General features: G+C 68.3%; 20 protein-coding genes. 14 read left to right on the forward strand and 6 right to left on the reverse strand.

All coding sequences use genetic code 11. The features are described 5' to 3' along the window. The first annotated feature begins 45 nt into the window (after positions 1 to 45). From GC203_RS00095 to GC203_RS00135, 9 genes are all read left to right on the forward strand, one after another. Entirely contained in the window at positions 46 to 855 is an 810-nt protein-coding gene (locus tag GC203_RS00095; protein ID WP_293450064.1) for a DUF547 domain-containing protein, read from the forward strand. 35 nt (positions 856 to 890) lie between these two features. Continuing rightward, a complete protein-coding gene (nrtS, locus tag GC203_RS00100) occupies positions 891 to 1,163 on the forward strand; it encodes a nitrate/nitrite transporter NrtS (RefSeq protein WP_293450066.1) in 273 nt (90 codons plus the stop codon). A 217-nt stretch (positions 1,164 to 1,380) separates the two neighbouring features. Further along, a complete protein-coding gene (locus GC203_RS00105) occupies positions 1,381 to 3,246 on the forward strand; it encodes a GGDEF domain-containing phosphodiesterase (protein ID WP_293450068.1) in 1,866 nt (621 codons plus the stop codon). A 120-nt stretch (positions 3,247 to 3,366) separates the two neighbouring features. Beyond that, positions 3,367 to 4,077, forward strand: coding sequence for a VTT domain-containing protein (locus GC203_RS00110; RefSeq protein WP_293450070.1), 711 nt, complete (start codon positions 3,367 to 3,369; stop codon positions 4,075 to 4,077). 2 nt (positions 4,078 to 4,079) lie between these two features. Further along, complete coding sequence (locus tag GC203_RS00115) at positions 4,080 to 5,504, forward strand: FAD-dependent oxidoreductase (protein ID WP_293450072.1); 1,425 nt, start codon at positions 4,080 to 4,082, stop codon at positions 5,502 to 5,504. Between the two features lie 11 nt (positions 5,505 to 5,515). Beyond that, on the forward strand, positions 5,516 to 6,127 hold the full coding sequence (locus GC203_RS00120; RefSeq protein ID WP_293450074.1) for a hypothetical protein: 612 nt from the start codon (positions 5,516 to 5,518) through the stop codon (positions 6,125 to 6,127). 132 nt (positions 6,128 to 6,259) lie between these two features. Continuing rightward, the gene (locus GC203_RS00125; RefSeq protein ID WP_293450076.1) at positions 6,260 to 6,841 is read left to right on the forward strand and encodes a TetR/AcrR family transcriptional regulator; all 582 of its coding nucleotides are present in this window, start codon (positions 6,260 to 6,262) and stop codon (positions 6,839 to 6,841) included. A 69-nt stretch (positions 6,842 to 6,910) separates the two neighbouring features. Further along, positions 6,911 to 7,462: a carboxymuconolactone decarboxylase family protein gene (locus GC203_RS00130; RefSeq protein WP_293450078.1), complete on the forward strand. Its 552-nt coding sequence runs from the start codon at positions 6,911 to 6,913 to the stop codon at positions 7,460 to 7,462. Between the two features lie 40 nt (positions 7,463 to 7,502). Continuing rightward, positions 7,503 to 7,745 carry a 4-oxalocrotonate tautomerase family protein gene (locus tag GC203_RS00135; RefSeq protein ID WP_293450080.1) on the forward strand — a complete coding sequence of 81 codons (243 nt, stop codon included), beginning with the start codon at positions 7,503 to 7,505 and terminating at the stop codon, positions 7,743 to 7,745. 75 nt (positions 7,746 to 7,820) lie between these two features. Here GC203_RS00135 and GC203_RS00140 read toward each other — a convergent pair whose 3' ends face one another. Then, the gene (locus GC203_RS00140; RefSeq protein ID WP_293450082.1) at positions 7,821 to 8,660 is read right to left on the reverse strand and encodes an acetoacetate decarboxylase family protein; all 840 of its coding nucleotides are present in this window, start codon (positions 8,658 to 8,660) and stop codon (positions 7,821 to 7,823) included. Between the two features lie 131 nt (positions 8,661 to 8,791). Between GC203_RS00140 and GC203_RS00145 the strand changes: the two genes are divergently transcribed. Then, on the forward strand, positions 8,792 to 9,127 hold the full coding sequence (locus GC203_RS00145; protein WP_293450084.1) for a helix-turn-helix domain-containing protein: 336 nt from the start codon (positions 8,792 to 8,794) through the stop codon (positions 9,125 to 9,127). Positions 9,128 to 9,224: 97 nt separating this feature from the next. Here GC203_RS00145 and GC203_RS00150 read toward each other — a convergent pair whose 3' ends face one another. Beyond that, positions 9,225 to 9,689 carry a nuclear transport factor 2 family protein gene (locus GC203_RS00150; protein WP_366501235.1) on the reverse strand — a complete coding sequence of 155 codons (465 nt, stop codon included), beginning with the start codon at positions 9,687 to 9,689 and terminating at the stop codon, positions 9,225 to 9,227. Positions 9,690 to 9,755: 66 nt separating this feature from the next. Continuing rightward, on the reverse strand, positions 9,756 to 10,532 hold the full coding sequence (locus tag GC203_RS00155; protein ID WP_293450088.1) for a cysteine hydrolase: 777 nt from the start codon (positions 10,530 to 10,532) through the stop codon (positions 9,756 to 9,758). A gap of 198 nt (positions 10,533 to 10,730) precedes the next feature. On the opposite strand from GC203_RS00155, the gene GC203_RS00160 reads away from it, so the two are divergent. Next, positions 10,731 to 11,309, forward strand: a complete 579-nt coding sequence (locus GC203_RS00160) for a TetR/AcrR family transcriptional regulator (protein WP_293450090.1) — start codon at positions 10,731 to 10,733, stop codon at positions 11,307 to 11,309. A 21-nt stretch (positions 11,310 to 11,330) separates the two neighbouring features. Here GC203_RS00160 and GC203_RS00165 read toward each other — a convergent pair whose 3' ends face one another. Further along, complete coding sequence (locus GC203_RS00165) at positions 11,331 to 12,257, reverse strand: hypothetical protein (protein WP_293450092.1); 927 nt, start codon at positions 12,255 to 12,257, stop codon at positions 11,331 to 11,333. A gap of 194 nt (positions 12,258 to 12,451) precedes the next feature. On the opposite strand from GC203_RS00165, the gene GC203_RS00170 reads away from it, so the two are divergent. Both GC203_RS00170 and GC203_RS00175 read left to right on the forward strand, forming a co-directional pair. Further along, positions 12,452 to 12,988: a redoxin domain-containing protein gene (locus GC203_RS00170; protein ID WP_293450094.1), complete on the forward strand. Its 537-nt coding sequence runs from the start codon at positions 12,452 to 12,454 to the stop codon at positions 12,986 to 12,988. A 27-nt stretch (positions 12,989 to 13,015) separates the two neighbouring features. Continuing rightward, positions 13,016 to 13,606, forward strand: coding sequence for a carboxymuconolactone decarboxylase family protein (locus GC203_RS00175; RefSeq protein ID WP_293450096.1), 591 nt, complete (start codon positions 13,016 to 13,018; stop codon positions 13,604 to 13,606). A 25-nt stretch (positions 13,607 to 13,631) separates the two neighbouring features. Here the strand turns inward: GC203_RS00175 and GC203_RS00180 are convergent, their stop codons facing one another. Together GC203_RS00180 and GC203_RS00185 are read right to left on the reverse strand one after the other, a co-directional pair. Beyond that, positions 13,632 to 14,273, reverse strand: a complete 642-nt coding sequence (locus GC203_RS00180) for a DUF1109 domain-containing protein (RefSeq protein ID WP_293450098.1) — start codon at positions 14,271 to 14,273, stop codon at positions 13,632 to 13,634. Then, positions 14,263 to 14,814: a sigma-70 family RNA polymerase sigma factor gene (locus GC203_RS00185; RefSeq protein ID WP_293450100.1), complete on the reverse strand. Its 552-nt coding sequence runs from the start codon at positions 14,812 to 14,814 to the stop codon at positions 14,263 to 14,265. The genes GC203_RS00180 and GC203_RS00185 overlap by 11 nt, the downstream gene beginning before the upstream one ends. 236 nt (positions 14,815 to 15,050) lie before the next feature. Here GC203_RS00185 and GC203_RS00190 point away from each other — a divergent pair, with 236 nt between their 5' ends. Continuing rightward, complete coding sequence (locus GC203_RS00190; RefSeq protein ID WP_293450102.1) at positions 15,051 to 15,329, forward strand: DUF2282 domain-containing protein; 279 nt, start codon at positions 15,051 to 15,053, stop codon at positions 15,327 to 15,329. The last annotated feature ends 12 nt before the right edge of the window (positions 15,330 to 15,341 follow it).

Raw genomic sequence — 15,341 nt, forward strand, 5'->3', positions numbered from 1 at the left:
CCTCGAACGAAGTTGTAGGGGCAAGCACGGGTCTGGGGCGCTGACATGAATAGACGCAACCTCATCGGCATGGCGGCGTCGATCCTGGCGGTCGAGCCGGGGCCGGCGGCGGCTCAGGGCGCGCCGGCGGCCGCTTCGGGCAAGTCAGGCCCGGACCACGGGGCGTTCGACCGGCTCCTGGGGCGATATGTCCTGACCTATGCGGATCGGATCAATCGGGTGGACTACAGGGCCTGGCGCGACAACGCCGCGGACCGGTCCGCGCTGGCGGCCTATCTGCGCGCCTTGCAGGGGACGAGCCCCCGGACCCTGGCCCCGAACGAGCAGGTCGCGTTCTGGAGCAACCTCTACAACGCCGAGACGCTGCGGGTGGTCCTGGACGCCTATCCCGTCTCGTCGATCCTCTCGATCCGGCCGACCCTGGTCTCATTCGGTCCCTGGAAGGCCAAGACCCTGCGGGTGGACGGCGCGGACCTGTCGCTCGACGAGGTCGAGAACCGGATCCTGCGCCCCGTCTTCGGCGATCCGATGATCCACTACGCGCTCAACTGCGCCTCGATCAGCTGCCCCAACCTGCGGCCGCGCGCCTGGCGCGGCGCGACCCTCGCCGCCGACCTCGAGCGCGCCGCGCGCGACTACATCAACCATCCGCGGGGCGTCCGGACCGCGTCGAAGGGCCTGGTGCTGTCGTCGATCTACAAGTGGTATCGCGCCGACTTCGGCGACAGCGACGCAGCCATTCTGAAACATCTGGCGAGGTTCGCCGCACCGTCCCTGCGTGCGGTCCTCGATGCGCGCCCGCCGATCGCCGGCTATGCGTACGACTGGGACCTGAACGCCCCGGGCAAGGCCTGACGGCTGTGGGAAGGCTTCGAAAGGGTGACCGCTCCATGTCTCGTGACGCTTCCGAGGTCCGCGCCCAGTCCCGCCCCCAATCCCGCCCCCTGTCCCGCGCCCTGCGGCTGGCGATGTCGGACGGCGTGCCCCTGCGCGCATTGGCTGTGGCCCTGGTGGTCGGAACGGTGCTCAACCTGATCAACCAGGGCGACGCCCTCCTGCGAGGCGGCGATCTCCACTACGGCAAGCTGATCCTGACCTATCTCGTCCCCTATGCGGTCAGCACCCACGGGGCCGTCATGGCCCGCCTAAGGCTTGGCGCATAGGCCTTTGGCGTTCGCGCCTCCTCGTTGAACGGACAGCGCCGCCGCCGCATTGCTGCGCGCGCCTCCGCGGAAGAGCCGAGAGGACCGGCGGGCTTTTTCAATGCTGAAATCCAGATGATCGCCAGGAACGAGGCGATCGCGGGCAGCAAATAATTAATTGAGGTCCTGTAAAACGCGCGGAATCCAAAGCATTGGATTGCGGGGTTGAGGCGCGGGCGTGAACCGGGACTTGTATAGGGACCAGCGTGTCGGCCAGCGTGCCTGCGACGCCGCCCAGTTTACGATCCTGGCGCTGCTGACGGCGCTCTATCTTGTCGCGCCGCGCGCCATCGATGCGCACCAAGGCGGCGCCCTGACGCTCTGGATTCTGCTGACCTATCTGGGGCTGACGGCGCTCAGGCTGACGCTCAACACCTACCGCCAGACCAAGATCTGGCTCGAATATGTCTGGGTCGTCGTCGACTTCTGCCTGCTCTACGCTCTGATCCTGTCCTATCATCTGCAGTACGACGCGCCGCCCGGGATCGTGCTCAAGTCCACGACCGCCGGCATGGCCTTCTTCCTGATCGCCATCCGCGCGGTGATCTTCGATATACGCCTGCTGGTCTTCTCCGGCGCGTGCGCGATCATGGGCTGGATCGCGCTCAGCGGCTTCGCCGCGCTCGCGGCCGGGTCGGGCGGGCTCACCCGAAGCTTCGTCGAGTACATGACCTCGGCCAAGGTCCTCGTCGGGGCCCAGGTCGAACACATCCTTTCGCTTGGTCTTGTCACCTTCGCCCTGTCCATCGCGGTCGGACAGATCCGGACCGACAGCCTGACGGGGCTGCCCAACCGCAAGGCCTTCCTGCAGCGCCTGGACCGTCGCGCCAGGGGCGGGCGCGCGCGCGGAGGGGCGGTCGTGCTGGTCGAGATCGACAATCTCCACGACCTCGCCAACAGTTTCGGAGAGCCGACGGCCGAGGCCGCCCTGATCGAGGCGGCCGATCGGGTCAGGGCCTTCGCCGGGGCCTGGGGGACGCCGGCGCGCCTGGAGGCCGGCGTCTTCGCGGTGATGAGCGCGGGCGTCGTGGATGGCCCCGGCGCGCTGCGCGCCGCCGACCGCCTGGCCGGGCTGCTCGCCGCGCCCATGGCTTCAGCGGGCGCCTTTCGTTTGCGAACCTATGTGGCGGTCGCCCTGCACAGCGAAGACGCAGACGGAATCGCCGTGCTGCGAAACGCCAATGCGGCCCTCAACCGGGCGCGGGTGGATCGCAGTTCGGCGCCTGTCGCCTATGCGGCGAGCTTCAGCGAGGACGCGCGCAGCCGGATCGAGCTCGAACGGGACCTTCGAGCGGCGATCGATCGCCATGAGCTCGCGGTGCACTATCAGCCGATCGTCACCCTGACGGACGGGGCGATCGTCGGCGCCGAGGCGCTCGTGCGTTGGACCCACCCGGCGCGCGGCACCGTCTCGCCCGCAGACTTCATTCCCGTGGCGGAGGCCACCGGCCTGATCGTGGACATCGGCGGCTGGGTGCTGGACCAGGCGGTGGCCGACCAGGCTCGCTGGCGGGCGGAGGGCGCGGACCCGGACCTCTTCGTCAGCGTCAATGTCGCCCCGGCGCAGCTCTGGGAGTGGCGGAGACTGGATGCGGCGGCCTCGCGGGCGGCGACGGCGCAGGCCCGCATTCGCTACGAGGTCACCGAAAGCGCCATGGCCGTCGACGATCTGCGGCTGATCGACCGCCTTCATGCGCTCGCCGAGCGCAGCGCTGGTCTGGCCATCGACGATTTCGGCACGGGCTACTCGTCCTTCAGCCGGCTCAACGACCTTCCGTTCTCGACCCTCAAGATCGATCGCGCCTTCACGATGCAGGCCGGCGCCGAGGCCGGCCGGGCCACCCTGGAGGCGCTGGCGCGGCTGGCTGGCGGGCTGCGAATGGACACCGTCGTCGAGGGCGTCGAGACCGTCGAGCAGCAGCTCGTGCTGCGCGCGCTGGGCTTCCGGCTGGCGCAGGGGTTCCTCTTCGGTCGCGCGGTGCCCGGACCGGAATTCCAGAGCCGCTGGCTGACGCCGGCCGCACGGCGACAGGCGGCCGGCTGACGCGCCCAGCGGCGGCGCGGCTGAACTCTGTGGTCTGCCGGCGTAACCGAACAGCGGCGCCGTGCGAACTACCGGAGGACTGGCGGCCCGCAGGCGCCGCGTGATGACCGGAGTCTCTGGATGGGTTTTGTTCGCCGCTATTGGCCGCTGCTGGCGGTGCTGGCCGTCCTGATCGGCGTCTATGCGTCGGGCGTCGGCGAGGCTCTGTCGCTTCCGGCGCTGCGCGACAATGAGGCCGCCCTGCGTAGCCAGGTCTCCGCGCACCCGGTGCTCGCGGTCGCGGCCTTCGTCGCGGCCTATGCCGTCGTCACCGCCGCCTCGGTGCCCGGCGCGGCGATCATGACCCTCTCCGGCGGCTTCCTGTTCGGCGTCTGGCTGGGCGGCGCGGCGTCCCTGGTCGGCGCCACGGCCGGCGCGACGGCGATCTACGCCGCCACCCGTTCGGCCTTCGGCGAACCCCTGCGGCGCCGGGCCGAAGCCCAGGGCGGGACCCTCAAGCGCATCGTCGACGGCGTGTCGCGCGATGCGCTGTCCTACATCCTCACCGTCCGCCTGATCCCGCTTGTGCCGTTCTGGCTGGTCAATATCGCCGCCGGCGTGGCCGGCGCGCCTCTGCGGGCCTATGTCGTCGGCTCCTTCATCGGCATGGCGCCGGCCACCCTCGTCTACAGCTGGATGGGCGCGGGCCTGGGGCGCGTCTTCGAACGCGGCGGCGAACCCGATCTCTCCATCCTTCTCGAACCCTATCTGCTCGGGCCCCTGGTCGGTCTGGCGCTGCTTTCTCTGCTGCCCGTCGCGATGCGCCGGCTTCGCCGCGGCCGGGAGGCCTGAAGATGAAACACCTGCATGCGGACCTCGCGGTCATCGGGGCGGGCTCCGGCGGTCTGTCGGTCGCCTCGGGCGCGGCTCAGCTCGGCCTTCGGGTGGTGCTGTTCGAGCGCGGCGAGATGGGCGGCGACTGCCTCAACTTCGGGTGCGTGCCGTCCAAGGCCCTGATCTCCGCGGCCAAGGCGGCGCACGATGCGGCCACGAGTGCGGCCATCGGCGTCGATGCGCGGCCGCAGGTCGATTTTTCCAGGGTCATGGACCACGTGCACGCCGTCATCGCGGGCATCGCGCCCCATGACAGTCAGGAGCGGTTCGAGGGCCTCGGCGTGGTCGTCATCCGCCAGTCGGCCGCCTTTGTCGGGCCGCGCACCGTGGAAGGCGACGACGTGAGGGTGACCGCGCGCAAGATCGTGGTGGCGACCGGATCGCGGCCCCGCGCGCCGTCGATCGAGGGGCTCGACAACGTCCCCTATCTGACCAACGAGACGGTCTTCTCGCTCACCGCCGCGCCGCGACGGCTCGTGATCCTGGGCGCCGGCCCGATCGGGCTGGAACTTGGCCAGGCGTTCCGCCGCCTGGGATCGGAGGTCGTCGTGATCGAGCAGGGCCAGGCCCTGATGCGCGAAGATCGCGAGATGGCGGCCGATGTCCTCGATCAGATCGCAAGGGATGGCGTCGAGGTGCTGGAGGGCGCGGCGGTCTCCCGGATCGGCAGGCGTCCGGACGGCGTCGAGCTATCCGTCACCCAGAACGGTCGACAGATCGAAATCGAGGGGTCCCATCTGCTGGTGGCGGCCGGCCGCGCGCCGAACCTGGAAGACCTCAACCTCGAGGCGGCCGGCGTCCGCTTCGACGCCCGGGGGATCGTCACCGACCGCAGACTGCGTTCGGTCTCGAACCGGGCGGTCTTCGCCGTCGGCGACGTGGCCGGGCGCGGCGCGTTCACTCACGTGGCGGGCGCCCAGGCTTCGCTGGTCATCCGAAAGGCGCTGTTCGCCCAACCCATCGACGCCGACGCCCTCATCGCGCCGCGCGTCACCTATACCGACCCCGAGATCGCCGGCGTCGGCCTCACCGAAGGCGAAGCCATAGAGCGCCATGGCGAGGGGGTCCGGATCGTCAGAAGCCGCTTTGCGGACAATGATCGGGCGCGCGCCGAGGCCGATACGCGGGGCGGGGCGAAGCTGATCCTGGACCGCAGGGGCCGGCTGCTCGGCGCGTCTATCGTCGGCCGCCAGGCCGGAGACCTGATCCAGCCCTGGGTCCTGGCCATGACCGCAGGGCTGAAGGTGCGGGACATGACAGCCGTGGTCGCGCCTTACCCGACGCGGGGCGAGATCAACAAACGGGTGGCCGGAGAGGTGTTCACGCCGCTTCTGTTTTCCAAGGCGACGCGACGTCTGGTGCGCATCCTGAAGCATCTTGGCTGATCGGGCCGCAGATGACCCTGGCCTCGGAGCAACCGCCCGCGGGCGGACGACGCTACGGAAATTTCCTCAGCATCGGGCACCGGGGGAAGGGGGTGCCCTACGCCTCCGACCCGTCGGCGCGCGCCGACGGAGGCGCAAACCATGGCTTCAGGAACCTGAAGGGTGATCCCTCCGGCCTGTCCCAGGTGCCGGAGCTCGTCGAGGATGCGCCGCTCCGCGCGCTCGTTGCGGCGATCAACCGGCCGCAGACGGGTCTCTTCACGATAGGCTGCGTCAGCGGGCGCGTGGCGGTCGACGGACGCCATCGTATTCGCGGATACGTCGAGTTCGCCGTCAATTCCGGCGTCTTCATCGAGAAGGCGTCCAACTACTTCCCGATCTTCTTCCAGTTCGAACGTCGCCTGAACGCGGTGGGATATCAGGATCCCGTGCAATTCCGCTGGGAACTGGAAGGCGCGACCTTCCTCGAGGCCGGCGTCAGCGGGTTCTCGATGGTCGTCTATATCGACACCCCGGCCTGTGACGCGGCCGAGGACGCTCAGATGTTCTGGGCGAGGGCCCTCGATGTGCTGGGGCGGTTCCTGTCCGCCATCCCCATCCAACCCGGCCAACCGATCTACTGAACCCCTCTGTCGCGCGATGAGAGGCATGGGCGCCCCCCAGGTCTGATCCAGCGTCAGCGCTCCGAAATAAGTCGTGGGGGCGATCTTGAACGATCGTTCCAGAACGACTATCTCAAGGATCAGGAGCGACGAATGCCAGCTGAAAAACAGTTCAATCGTGACGAGGTTCTCGACAAGGCCATGCAGGCCTTCTGGAGCCGAGGCTATGCGTCGACCTCCATGCAGGACCTGGTGGACTGCATGGGGGTGAACCGTGGCAGCCTCTATGCGACCTTCGGCGACAAGCACGAGCTCTTCCTCGAGGCGCTGCGGATGTTCGACGAACGGGTCCGCGGCCAGCTCCTGGCGGCTCTGGCGACCCAGTACGGGCCGAAGGAAGCGATCCGCCAGCTCTTTGTGTCCTTCCAGTCGGCGGCCACGTTTCCCGGCGGAAACCGGGGATGCCTTCTGACCAACACCGCCCTTGAGCTCGCCGCCCATGATCCCGAGGCGGCAAGGATCGTCGCCGAGGCGCAGGTGCAGATCGAAGCCTTCCTGAGGTCGCGCATCGAGGCGGGTCGCGCGGCGGGCGAGATCCCCGAAGGCCGTCCGTCGGACGCCATGGCCAGGGGCCTCCTGGCCAGCCTGATCGGCCTCATGGTGCTGATCCGAAGCCGGCCGGATTCCGATCTTCTGGCCTCGGTCGTCGAGGAGGCGCTGAGCCGCCTCGACTGAGGACCTTCCCCTTTTTCCCCAATTTGGAACGATCATTCCAAATAACTGCGTTCAATCAAGGAGAAACTGATGACCTATCCCGTTCACACCGTCGATACCGCCCCCGAGGGAGCCAAGCCGACCCTAACCGCCGCCCAGAAGGGTTACGGTTTCATCCCCAACCTGTTGGGCGTGATGGCCAACGCCCCGGCGCTCGTGGCGGCCTACACCACGCTCTCCGGCATCTTCGACACGAGCTCCCTCAGCCCGGCCGAGCGCCAGACCGTGCTGCTCACCACCAGCTACGAGAACGAATGCGCCTACTGCATGGCCGCCCACTCGGCCATTGCGGGGATGCAGAAGGTGCCGCAGCACGTCATCGACTCGATCCGCGCGGGCGCGCCGATCGCGGACGCCAAGCTGGAGGCGCTGCGTCAGTTCACCCGCATGGTGGTGATTTCGCGGGGGTGGCCGACGGACGCCGAGACGGCCGCGTTCCTCGCCGCGGGCTACGGACCGCAGCAGGTTCTCGAAGTCGTCCTCGGCGTCGGGCTGAAGACGCTCTCCAACTACACCAACCACCTCGCTGAAACCCCGCTCGACGCGGCGTTCGCGCCGGCGGCCTGGACCAAGGCCGCCTGAGGCCACCTGAGGCCGCTTCGTCACAAGGAAAGGAACGACCATGCCGCTCGTGCAGATCACTGGCGTCGGAAACTATCTGACGCTGGAACAGAAGCAGGAAATCATCCGCAAGGTGACCGACGCCGTCGTGTCAGTCGAGGGCGAGGGCCTGCGGCCGGTCACCTGGGTGACCATCCAGGACGTCCAGCCCGGCGCCTGGGGCGTCGGTGGTAGTCCCGTCACAGACGCCGACCTCCGGGCCATGGCTCGTCAGGGCCAAGGCCAGGTCGTGAACATCGACTGACGGGAGACGGTCTGGGACCGGCCGCGCTCCGCCGCGCGGCCGGTCCTGATGGCCGCGCCGGGGATCTCCTGGCGGCTAGGCCAGGATGCGCTGATCGGAGCAATCGATGTGGGTGGTTCCAGACATGACGACGCCGCCACGCGGCTCCAGCTGCGGCAAGCTCGCCAGCGCCGCCACGATGTGATGTTGCGTGGGCATCTGCGCCCAGGTCGGGCGCAGGAAGGCGACCGTGCCCACGCCCACCCTGATCCGAGGGCGGGGCTGCGGATCCTCCAGGTTCGACCGGCCCGGCAAGGGCGTCAGCGAATAGTCGTCCGCGTCCGCCACGTCCCAGTCGCCGGTGCGCGGAATGTATTTCACGTGCAGGAGTCCGGCGCCCGCGGCGGTCTGCAGTTGCGACTGCTGGGCAGGGGTCGCTTCCACGAGAGCATCGGCCGTCAGTTCGGCGAACTGGAATCCGTCCCAGCTCGCCCTGGCCCGCACGCGCCCGGCGGAGGTCTCGGGCCCTTCGAGATCGGCGAAGAGCTTCGGATGTCCGCATTGCTCCCGGCCCGAGAGGATAGGCTCGGCCATGTTCTCCCACATGACGGCTTGATAGAGGCCGTCGAGCGTCTCGGCGGCCGACCTGTAGCGGACAGGGACCAGGACCGACAGCAGGCTGTAACCGCGGCCCGCCAGCCAGACCACGTCCCGAAATTGATTGAACTGCAGCGTGACGACCGGCTCGCCGCGTATCTCCAGCCGTTCGGGCAGGATCGCGGCGAGCGAGCTGGGATCGGTAAGGAAGGACGCCGAGAGGCGTTCGAAGGCGACTGGAGCGCGGGCGACGCCCGGCGGGAGTTGGCGCGGACCGCAGGCGGCGCCGAACCCCAACGGCATGCTGTGGATCTCGCCCGGTGGCTTCTCGAAGGTCATGCCCGGTTCCCCTGTGTGGCGTGTTCGCCGCGCCTGCGATCCTTTCCTAACCGCCTGCGAGGTCATTCGGCGACCCCGCGGCCGCTTGGCGCAGACGAATGGGGTTTCACCCCGGATACCGGTGAGCCCCGATGGCCCTGAAGCTGCGCAAGAACCGATCCGCGCCGCTTCCGGCGGCATGCGGCGGCCGCAAGGCCTTGGTCTTGCTCGGGCGCGCCTGGACGCTCGCCGTGGTCTGGAAACTGAGCGGCGGTCCCCGCCGCTTCAGCGAGCTGCGCCTCGACCTGCCGCAGATCACCCCGAAGGTCCTGACGACCCGGCTTCGCGAGCTGGAGGCCGAGGGCTTGGTGCGCAGGACCGAAGTCGCGACCTCGCCGCCGACCGTCGAGTATGCGCTGACCGAGCTCGGAGAGGCGTTGATGAACCCCCTGGAGGCGATCGTCGCCCTGGGCCTGCGCCTGGGGTGAGCCCGGAACCGGTTCGCCATCGTCGCCCCCGATCCTGGCACCCTGGAATGATCGAGGCTGCACGGCCGCCGCCTCTGCGGCCGACCGCAATTGAAGCTCACAGTCCAAGCTCGGTCAGCCCGGAATGATCGACCGGCCGTGGCCCAAGAGGCCAATGGAACTTCCGGTCCGCCTCGCCGATCGGCAGGTCGTTGATGCTCGCCAGGCGCAGGCGCATCAGCCCGTCGGAATCGAATTCCCAGTTCTCGTTGCCGTGGGCGCGGAACCAGTTGCCGGAATCGTCGCGCCATTCGTAGGCGAACCGGACGGCGATCCTGTTCCGGTCAAACGCCCAGAGCTCCTTAATCAGGCGGTAGTCGAGTTCGCGCAGCCATTTGCGGGTCAGGAACGCCTCGATCGCGGAGCGGCCGCTGAGGAATTCGGACCGATTGCGCCATCGGCTGTCAGGCGAGTAGGCCAGCGCAATCCGCGCCGGCTGCCGCGTGTTCCAGGCGTCTTCGGCGGACCGGACTTTCGCGCGCGCCGTCTCAGGGGTGAAAACGAAGTCAGGGGATCGGGTCATGGGAGGCTCCCCTCGAGGGCGCCGGCTGGGGATCATGCCCCAGCCGGCGTTCGCCGAGGTTCTGTGTCAGTTGCGGCGAGCCGCGCGGATGGAGGCGACCGTCGTGTCGGTGTCGGCGACGTGGTTTGCGATCATGCGGAAGTTCGCCTGGGCGGCGGCATAGCCGTCCAGGCCCGGCAGCTGGGCCGCGGCCGTCGCGTCCGTCACCACCATGACTTCGAACCCCTGCTCGAGCAGTTCGCGCATGTGGGCTTCGGTGCACAGGTTGGCCGACATGCCGGCGATGATCACCTTGGAGATCCCGCGCTTGCGCAGTTGCAGAACCAGGTCGTTGGTTTCCGGTCCAAACACCTTGTGGGGACTGGTCACGACCGTCTGCCCGTCGTTGATGTAGCGCTTGTACTGGCCAAGCCAGTCCGCGCCCGAACCTTCGAACCCTTCCGTCGTCAGCGGCCCCTTGCGGTCGAACATGCCGATCTGGTGCATCAGCGCTTCGAGGGCGCCCTCGAAACGCCAGCCGTGGTCGTGCGGGTAGTAGTAGTGAGGAGAGACGAACACCGGCATGCCCGTGGCCTTCGCCGCGGCGAAAAGCTGGTCGATGTGCCCGACCGTCCCATTGGCCTCGACGTTCTTCCCGACGACGCCCCAGGCGACGCCATCGGGGCTGAGGAAGTCATTCTGCGGATCCGTCACGAGCAGGGCGGTCTGTCCCTGAACGATTTCGAAGCCGGGGTCTGGCAGGCCGTCGGCATGGGCCGATCCGACAGAAGTCAGGCCGGTCAGCGCGGTCGCAACACCGACCAGCAGCGCGCGGCGAATGTGGGCCGCAGCGGAGGTTTTCATCGCAGTTTCCTTTGAGGCTAGGAATTTTGGGGGGTAATGACTACAAGGTGTACCGATCGGTACTGATGTAGGTGTACCGATCGGTACACCTTGTCAAGCGCGATCTTCACCCATCGTCGCTGGCAGGCGTCGGAAAGCTGTCTGGATTGAGTTGGCTGCGCCGCCTCGGCGACGGTCGTCAGCCTGGAGTCGCGAGAAATGGCCCGATCAAAGCGTGACGAACTGATTCAGAAGGCGACGGACATCTTCTATCGCCGCGGCTTCCAGGCCACCGGGATGGACACGCTCGTGGTCGAAGCCGGCATATCGAAGACCTCGATCTACAAGCACTTCAAGACAAAGGACGACCTGATCGTCGCCACGCTCAGGCTGCGTGACGAGTTCCTTCGGGGTTGGCTGTTCCGCCGCATGGCCGAACTTGCGTCCACGCCGCGGGACCAGCTGATCGCCATGTTCGACGCCCTCGATGAATGGTTCAGCGAGCCGGACTTTCACGGATGCATGTTCGCCAAGGCGTGTTCGGAGTTCCAGGATCCGGATCACCCCATCAATCGCGAAGCCACCGCGCATGTGGCCAGGCTGTCCGCCCAGCTGGCCGAAATCGCCGACCGCGCCGGCCTGCCCAATCCCAACGATATCGCGAGACGGCTTTCCCTCCTCAAGGAGGGCGCCGTGGTCATGGCCACGATGGGGCACGACAGCCGCCCCGCCCTGGAGGCCAAGGCGATCGCGCTGGGAATCCTGCGAGAGGCCGAGGCGGGTCGAACGCCTGTCTAGTCGCCTCTCTTCAGCTTCGGCTCATGACGCGCGCGCCTCCACGGCGCGCCGGACCATCCGGCGCAAGGCGCCCGCCAGTCGGCGGGTGGCGCGCATCTTGTCCCGGAAGGACAAGGCCAGCGGCGGCATGTCGGTCTTGTTGACGTCGACGATGTAGAGTCGGCCGTCGCTTCGGTCGCGCAGGATGTCGAGGCCGCCCCAGTCGAGTTGCATGGCCCGGGCAAAACGCCGGATGGTCTCGAGCTCATCGACGCTGAAGACCTCGTCGGGTCGGCGAAGGGCGACACTGGTGTTGTAATTGGCGAACCGGTCGTGGCCCGGCCGCGTCTTGACGAACACCAGCACGGGCTCGCCATCGACGCAGGGCGTGCGCAGGTCGCGCGCCTGGCCCCCGTCGAGACTGTCGACGAGACGCTGGTAGACCTTGCCGGGCGCCGGCTCCATCGGACAGAAGACGATCCGGCCGTCATGGGCGCCGTTCTTTTCACTCTTCTCGACGGCGACGCCGCGCCAAGTCCGCGGATCGACGAGCAAGGGATAGCCGAACACCGTCTCGAACGTCCTGGCGACGTGGCTCTTGCTGACGTCGGTGCAGCGTCCGTTGAAGCAGGCCAGGCCCGGGGTGGGGGGCGTGGCGCCGGTCGTGGAGTCCTCGAAATAGAAGGCGGCGACCGCGCCCTTCGCGCTCGCGCTGATCTGGGCGCCGGACCAGAACACGGCGTTCCAGACCATGTACCAGGGTCTCGGCTGGTCGGGGGTGAACCAGATGCGCGGGCCAGGGCGGACCGCGCGCGCGATCACCGCCTTCAGACGGATCGGGCCGTAGTAGGCGAGCCCCTTGGCGACGTCGCCCACGAAGGCCCAGTCGAGCGGGACGATCGCCCCCGTCTTCAGGACATGGACCGAACCTCGCTCCACGCGCAGATCTGCAAGCCAATCGAAGGTCAAGATCTCTCCCCTTCGTTCCGGACGCCGGCGGGACGCCGCAACCGTCACGGTCTGGTGGAGAATTCGCGCGGCGCCGGGACCCGGTTACAGCGTCCGAAATCTTTGCTGTGGCCTGTAACCGCGCCTCGGCGCCGACCGAACTAGTGAGCAAGCGCCCGGCTTTTCGCCAGCGCGCGCATCGACGGGAGACCGGCATGGCGGGAACGGACGTTTCGACGCATCAGGTGCGGCTGGCCGCGGGCGCGGCCTTCCCCGCCTTCACCGTGCCGGCCGTGGGCGGCGGCGAGATCTCGCCGGCCGACCAGGAGGGCTGGCGGCTTGTGGTGGTCTACCGGGGGCGGCACTGCCCGCTGTGCAAGGGCTATATCGGTCGGCTGCAGGCCCTGCGGGACGACTTCGACGGGGCCGGAATCTGGGTGACCGCGATCTCGGCGGACCCTCGCGAGAAGGCCGAGGCGGACGTGGCCGAACAGGGGTGGTCCTTCCCGGTCGGCTATGATCTGTCGCTGGACCAAATGAGGCGGCTTGGTCTCTATGTCTCCGATCCGATCTCCGCGAAGGAGACGGACCGGCCGTTCGCCGAGCCGGGGGTCTTCGTGATCAATCCCGACGGCGCCGTCCAGATTCTCGATGTCTCCAACGCCCCCTTCGCACGGCCCGACCTCCAGGCGCTGCTCGGCGGCCTGCAGTTCGTGCAGGCCAGGGGCTACCCGGTCCGCGGCCGCGGTTGACGCTCAGCACACCACAAGGAACGACCCATGCGCCTAGAGCCTCCAGCCACTATTCACGACGCCGCCGCCCAAGCCTTCGCCGCCGTCGAGGCCCAGATGGGCTTCGTGCCCAACAGCCTGCGCGCCATGGCCCACCGGCCGGCCGTGCTCCAGGCGTTCATGGGGCTCGGCGCCGCGGTCATGGGCCCGGGCGGGGTGATCGCGCCGTCCCTCAAGCAGATGATCGCCTATGTCGCCTCGCTGTCCTCGGGATGCCGCTACTGTCAGGCCCACACCGCGCACCAGGCCCATCGCGTGGGGCTGGAGGCCGAGCGGCTGGCGGCCCTATGGTCGTTCGAGGACAGCCCGCTCTTCAGCGACGCCGAGCGCGCGGCGCTGCGTCTGGCGATGCTCGCGGCGCAGACGCCCAATGCGGTGGAGGACGAGGACTTCGCCGCCGCCAAGGCGCACTACGATGACGAGGCGCTCGCCGAGATCCTTTCGGTCATCGCCTTCTTCGGCTTCCTGAACCGATGGAACGACACCCTGGCGACACCCCTGGAGGACGCGCCCCTGGCGTTCGCGCAGCTGGAGCTGTCGCCCTCCGGCTGGACCTCGGGCAAGCACGCCGCGCCCTGAGGCGATCGGCGGCGCAACGCGACGCTCACCAGCGGAGCAGGCGCTTGCCCAGCAGGCCGCCGACGAGACCCGAACCGAGGATGCCCAAGGTATACCAGGTGGCCAGGAAGGCGGCGGCGTTCTCGGTGCAATAGAGCGCATAGACGCTCGCCCCCGCGCAGCCCGACAGCACGCCGGCGCCGAAGCCGGCGAGGCCCGGCCGGGTCGGCGCCAGGCGCCGGAACGCCCACAGGACCCCGGCATAGACCGGCGCGGCGAGCGCCATGATGCGAAGCGGGCACTGGGCGGCGCTGTGTCCCATCCACATCAGCAGGCGGTCGGAAGCCGGGGCTGCGGTCAGTTGCGCAACGCCCATGAGGGCGAAGACGGCCACGGGGAGGCCCAGCGCCCACCAGGCGCCGCGTCCCTCGCCGCCGGGCCGACCCAGCCGGCCGACGAGGGCGAAGGCCGCAAGTCCGAAGCTCGCGGTGAACAGCAGCTTCATCCAGAACATCATCGAATGCGACGCCTCGGCCAGATCGGGCCGAAGGCCGAACAGGACCAGCAGCAGCCCGAGCGCGGCGATGCCACCGAGAGAGACGCCCAGGCCAAGGCGGAGCGCCACGGCATGCGGGGAAACGGGACGCAGGCAGCCGGCGAGGTCGTCGATCAGATCCTCAGTTCGCATCGTTCTGTCCCCTACGTACGCGGGCCATCAGCGCCTTCAGGCCCCTGTGGACGCTGACCTTGACCGCCGACTGCGACTGGCCGCTGCGCTCGGCCGCCTCGGCGACGCTCAGGCCCTGGATCTTGACGAAACGGATGGCGTCCCGCTGCTTGGCGGGTAGTTCGCTCATGAGGCGTTCCAGGTCCGATCCCGCCGTGGCGGCGTCCGAGACATCGGCCTCGGCAATGTCGAGCGCAACCTCCAGCGGCGAGGTGACGCGGTAGCGGCTGCGGCGCTGGTAGTCCACGAGCTTGTACTGAGCCATGGCGTAGACCCAGGGCGTGAAGGGCGCCTCGCGGTGGAAGCTGGCGCGCCGCGTATGCACGGCGATCAGGGTCTCTTGCACTAGGTCCTCCAGGTCCGCGGCCTCGCGTCCGACCCTTCGGCGATAAAAGCCGCGCAGGAGGGTCGCAAGGTCGCCGAGGAGTTCACGGTGAGCGCCGGCGTCACCATCAAGACCTCTGATCATCAGGGCCTTCAGGCGGACTTCCGTTGCTTTCACACGTGCTCCTCACCTGTCGAATTCGCTCGGGACGTTCGTCTGGTTACACCGAACGCCCCGATTTCGCGTGATTCGTCGCGCCGCGAATATTTTCGATCGCCTGCTGTAACCTGCGCCGGGCTCCACGCGAATTGCTCTGTGTGACCGGCCCCTGCACCCCAGCCCCAATCCGGTCATGGCGCGGACGTCCCTGCGGGGCGTCCGCGCGTCCCCCTAGCAACAGACAGGCGAACATCATGAACACCCCCCAGACCCTCCTGGCCGCCATGGCCCTCGTCGCCCTCTCGTCCGGCGCGGCCCTGGCCGCGGACGGCGCCAAGGACAAGCCCAAGATGGAGAAGTGCTACGGCGTGTCCCTGGCCGGAAAGAACGACTGCAAGGCGGGCGCCGGCACCAGCTGCGCCGGCACCTCCAAGGTCGACTACCAGGGCAACGCCTGGAAGTACGTCCCCGCCGGCACCTGCGTGACCATCCAGACCCCCAAGGGGCCGGGCTCGCTCGCCGTCAAAGGCTGAGCCTGACCACAG

Origin of the sequence: Phenylobacterium sp., from assembly GCF_016124325.1 — a bacterium.
Classification (GTDB): Bacteria; Pseudomonadota; Alphaproteobacteria; order Caulobacterales; family Caulobacteraceae; genus Phenylobacterium.

Bases quoted from the DNA above. Each gene is read 5' to 3' on its own strand.
- GC203_RS00095 (WP_293450064.1), top strand. From the start codon at position 46: ATGAATAGACGCAACCTCATCGGCATGGCGGCGTCGATCCTGGCGGTC.
- nrtS (WP_293450066.1), top strand. From the start codon at position 891: ATGTCTCGTGACGCTTCCGAGGTCCGCGCCCAGTCCCGCCCCCAATCC.
- GC203_RS00110 (WP_293450070.1), top strand. From the start codon at position 3,367: ATGGGTTTTGTTCGCCGCTATTGGCCGCTGCTGGCGGTGCTGGCCGTC.
- GC203_RS00115 (WP_293450072.1), top strand. From the start codon at position 4,080: ATGAAACACCTGCATGCGGACCTCGCGGTCATCGGGGCGGGCTCCGGC.
- GC203_RS00120 (WP_293450074.1), top strand. From the start codon at position 5,516: ATGACCCTGGCCTCGGAGCAACCGCCCGCGGGCGGACGACGCTACGGA.
- GC203_RS00125 (WP_293450076.1), top strand. From the start codon at position 6,260: ATGCCAGCTGAAAAACAGTTCAATCGTGACGAGGTTCTCGACAAGGCC.
- GC203_RS00130 (WP_293450078.1), top strand. From the start codon at position 6,911: ATGACCTATCCCGTTCACACCGTCGATACCGCCCCCGAGGGAGCCAAG.
- GC203_RS00135 (WP_293450080.1), top strand. From the start codon at position 7,503: ATGCCGCTCGTGCAGATCACTGGCGTCGGAAACTATCTGACGCTGGAA.
- GC203_RS00140 (WP_293450082.1), bottom strand. From the start codon at position 8,660: ATGACCTTCGAGAAGCCACCGGGCGAGATCCACAGCATGCCGTTGGGG.
- GC203_RS00145 (WP_293450084.1), top strand. From the start codon at position 8,792: ATGGCCCTGAAGCTGCGCAAGAACCGATCCGCGCCGCTTCCGGCGGCA.
- GC203_RS00150 (WP_366501235.1), bottom strand. From the start codon at position 9,689: ATGACCCGATCCCCTGACTTCGTTTTCACCCCTGAGACGGCGCGCGCG.
- GC203_RS00155 (WP_293450088.1), bottom strand. From the start codon at position 10,532: ATGAAAACCTCCGCTGCGGCCCACATTCGCCGCGCGCTGCTGGTCGGT.
- GC203_RS00160 (WP_293450090.1), top strand. From the start codon at position 10,731: ATGGCCCGATCAAAGCGTGACGAACTGATTCAGAAGGCGACGGACATC.
- GC203_RS00170 (WP_293450094.1), top strand. From the start codon at position 12,452: ATGGCGGGAACGGACGTTTCGACGCATCAGGTGCGGCTGGCCGCGGGC.
- GC203_RS00175 (WP_293450096.1), top strand. From the start codon at position 13,016: ATGCGCCTAGAGCCTCCAGCCACTATTCACGACGCCGCCGCCCAAGCC.
- GC203_RS00180 (WP_293450098.1), bottom strand. From the start codon at position 14,273: ATGCGAACTGAGGATCTGATCGACGACCTCGCCGGCTGCCTGCGTCCC.
- GC203_RS00190 (WP_293450102.1), top strand. From the start codon at position 15,051: ATGAACACCCCCCAGACCCTCCTGGCCGCCATGGCCCTCGTCGCCCTC.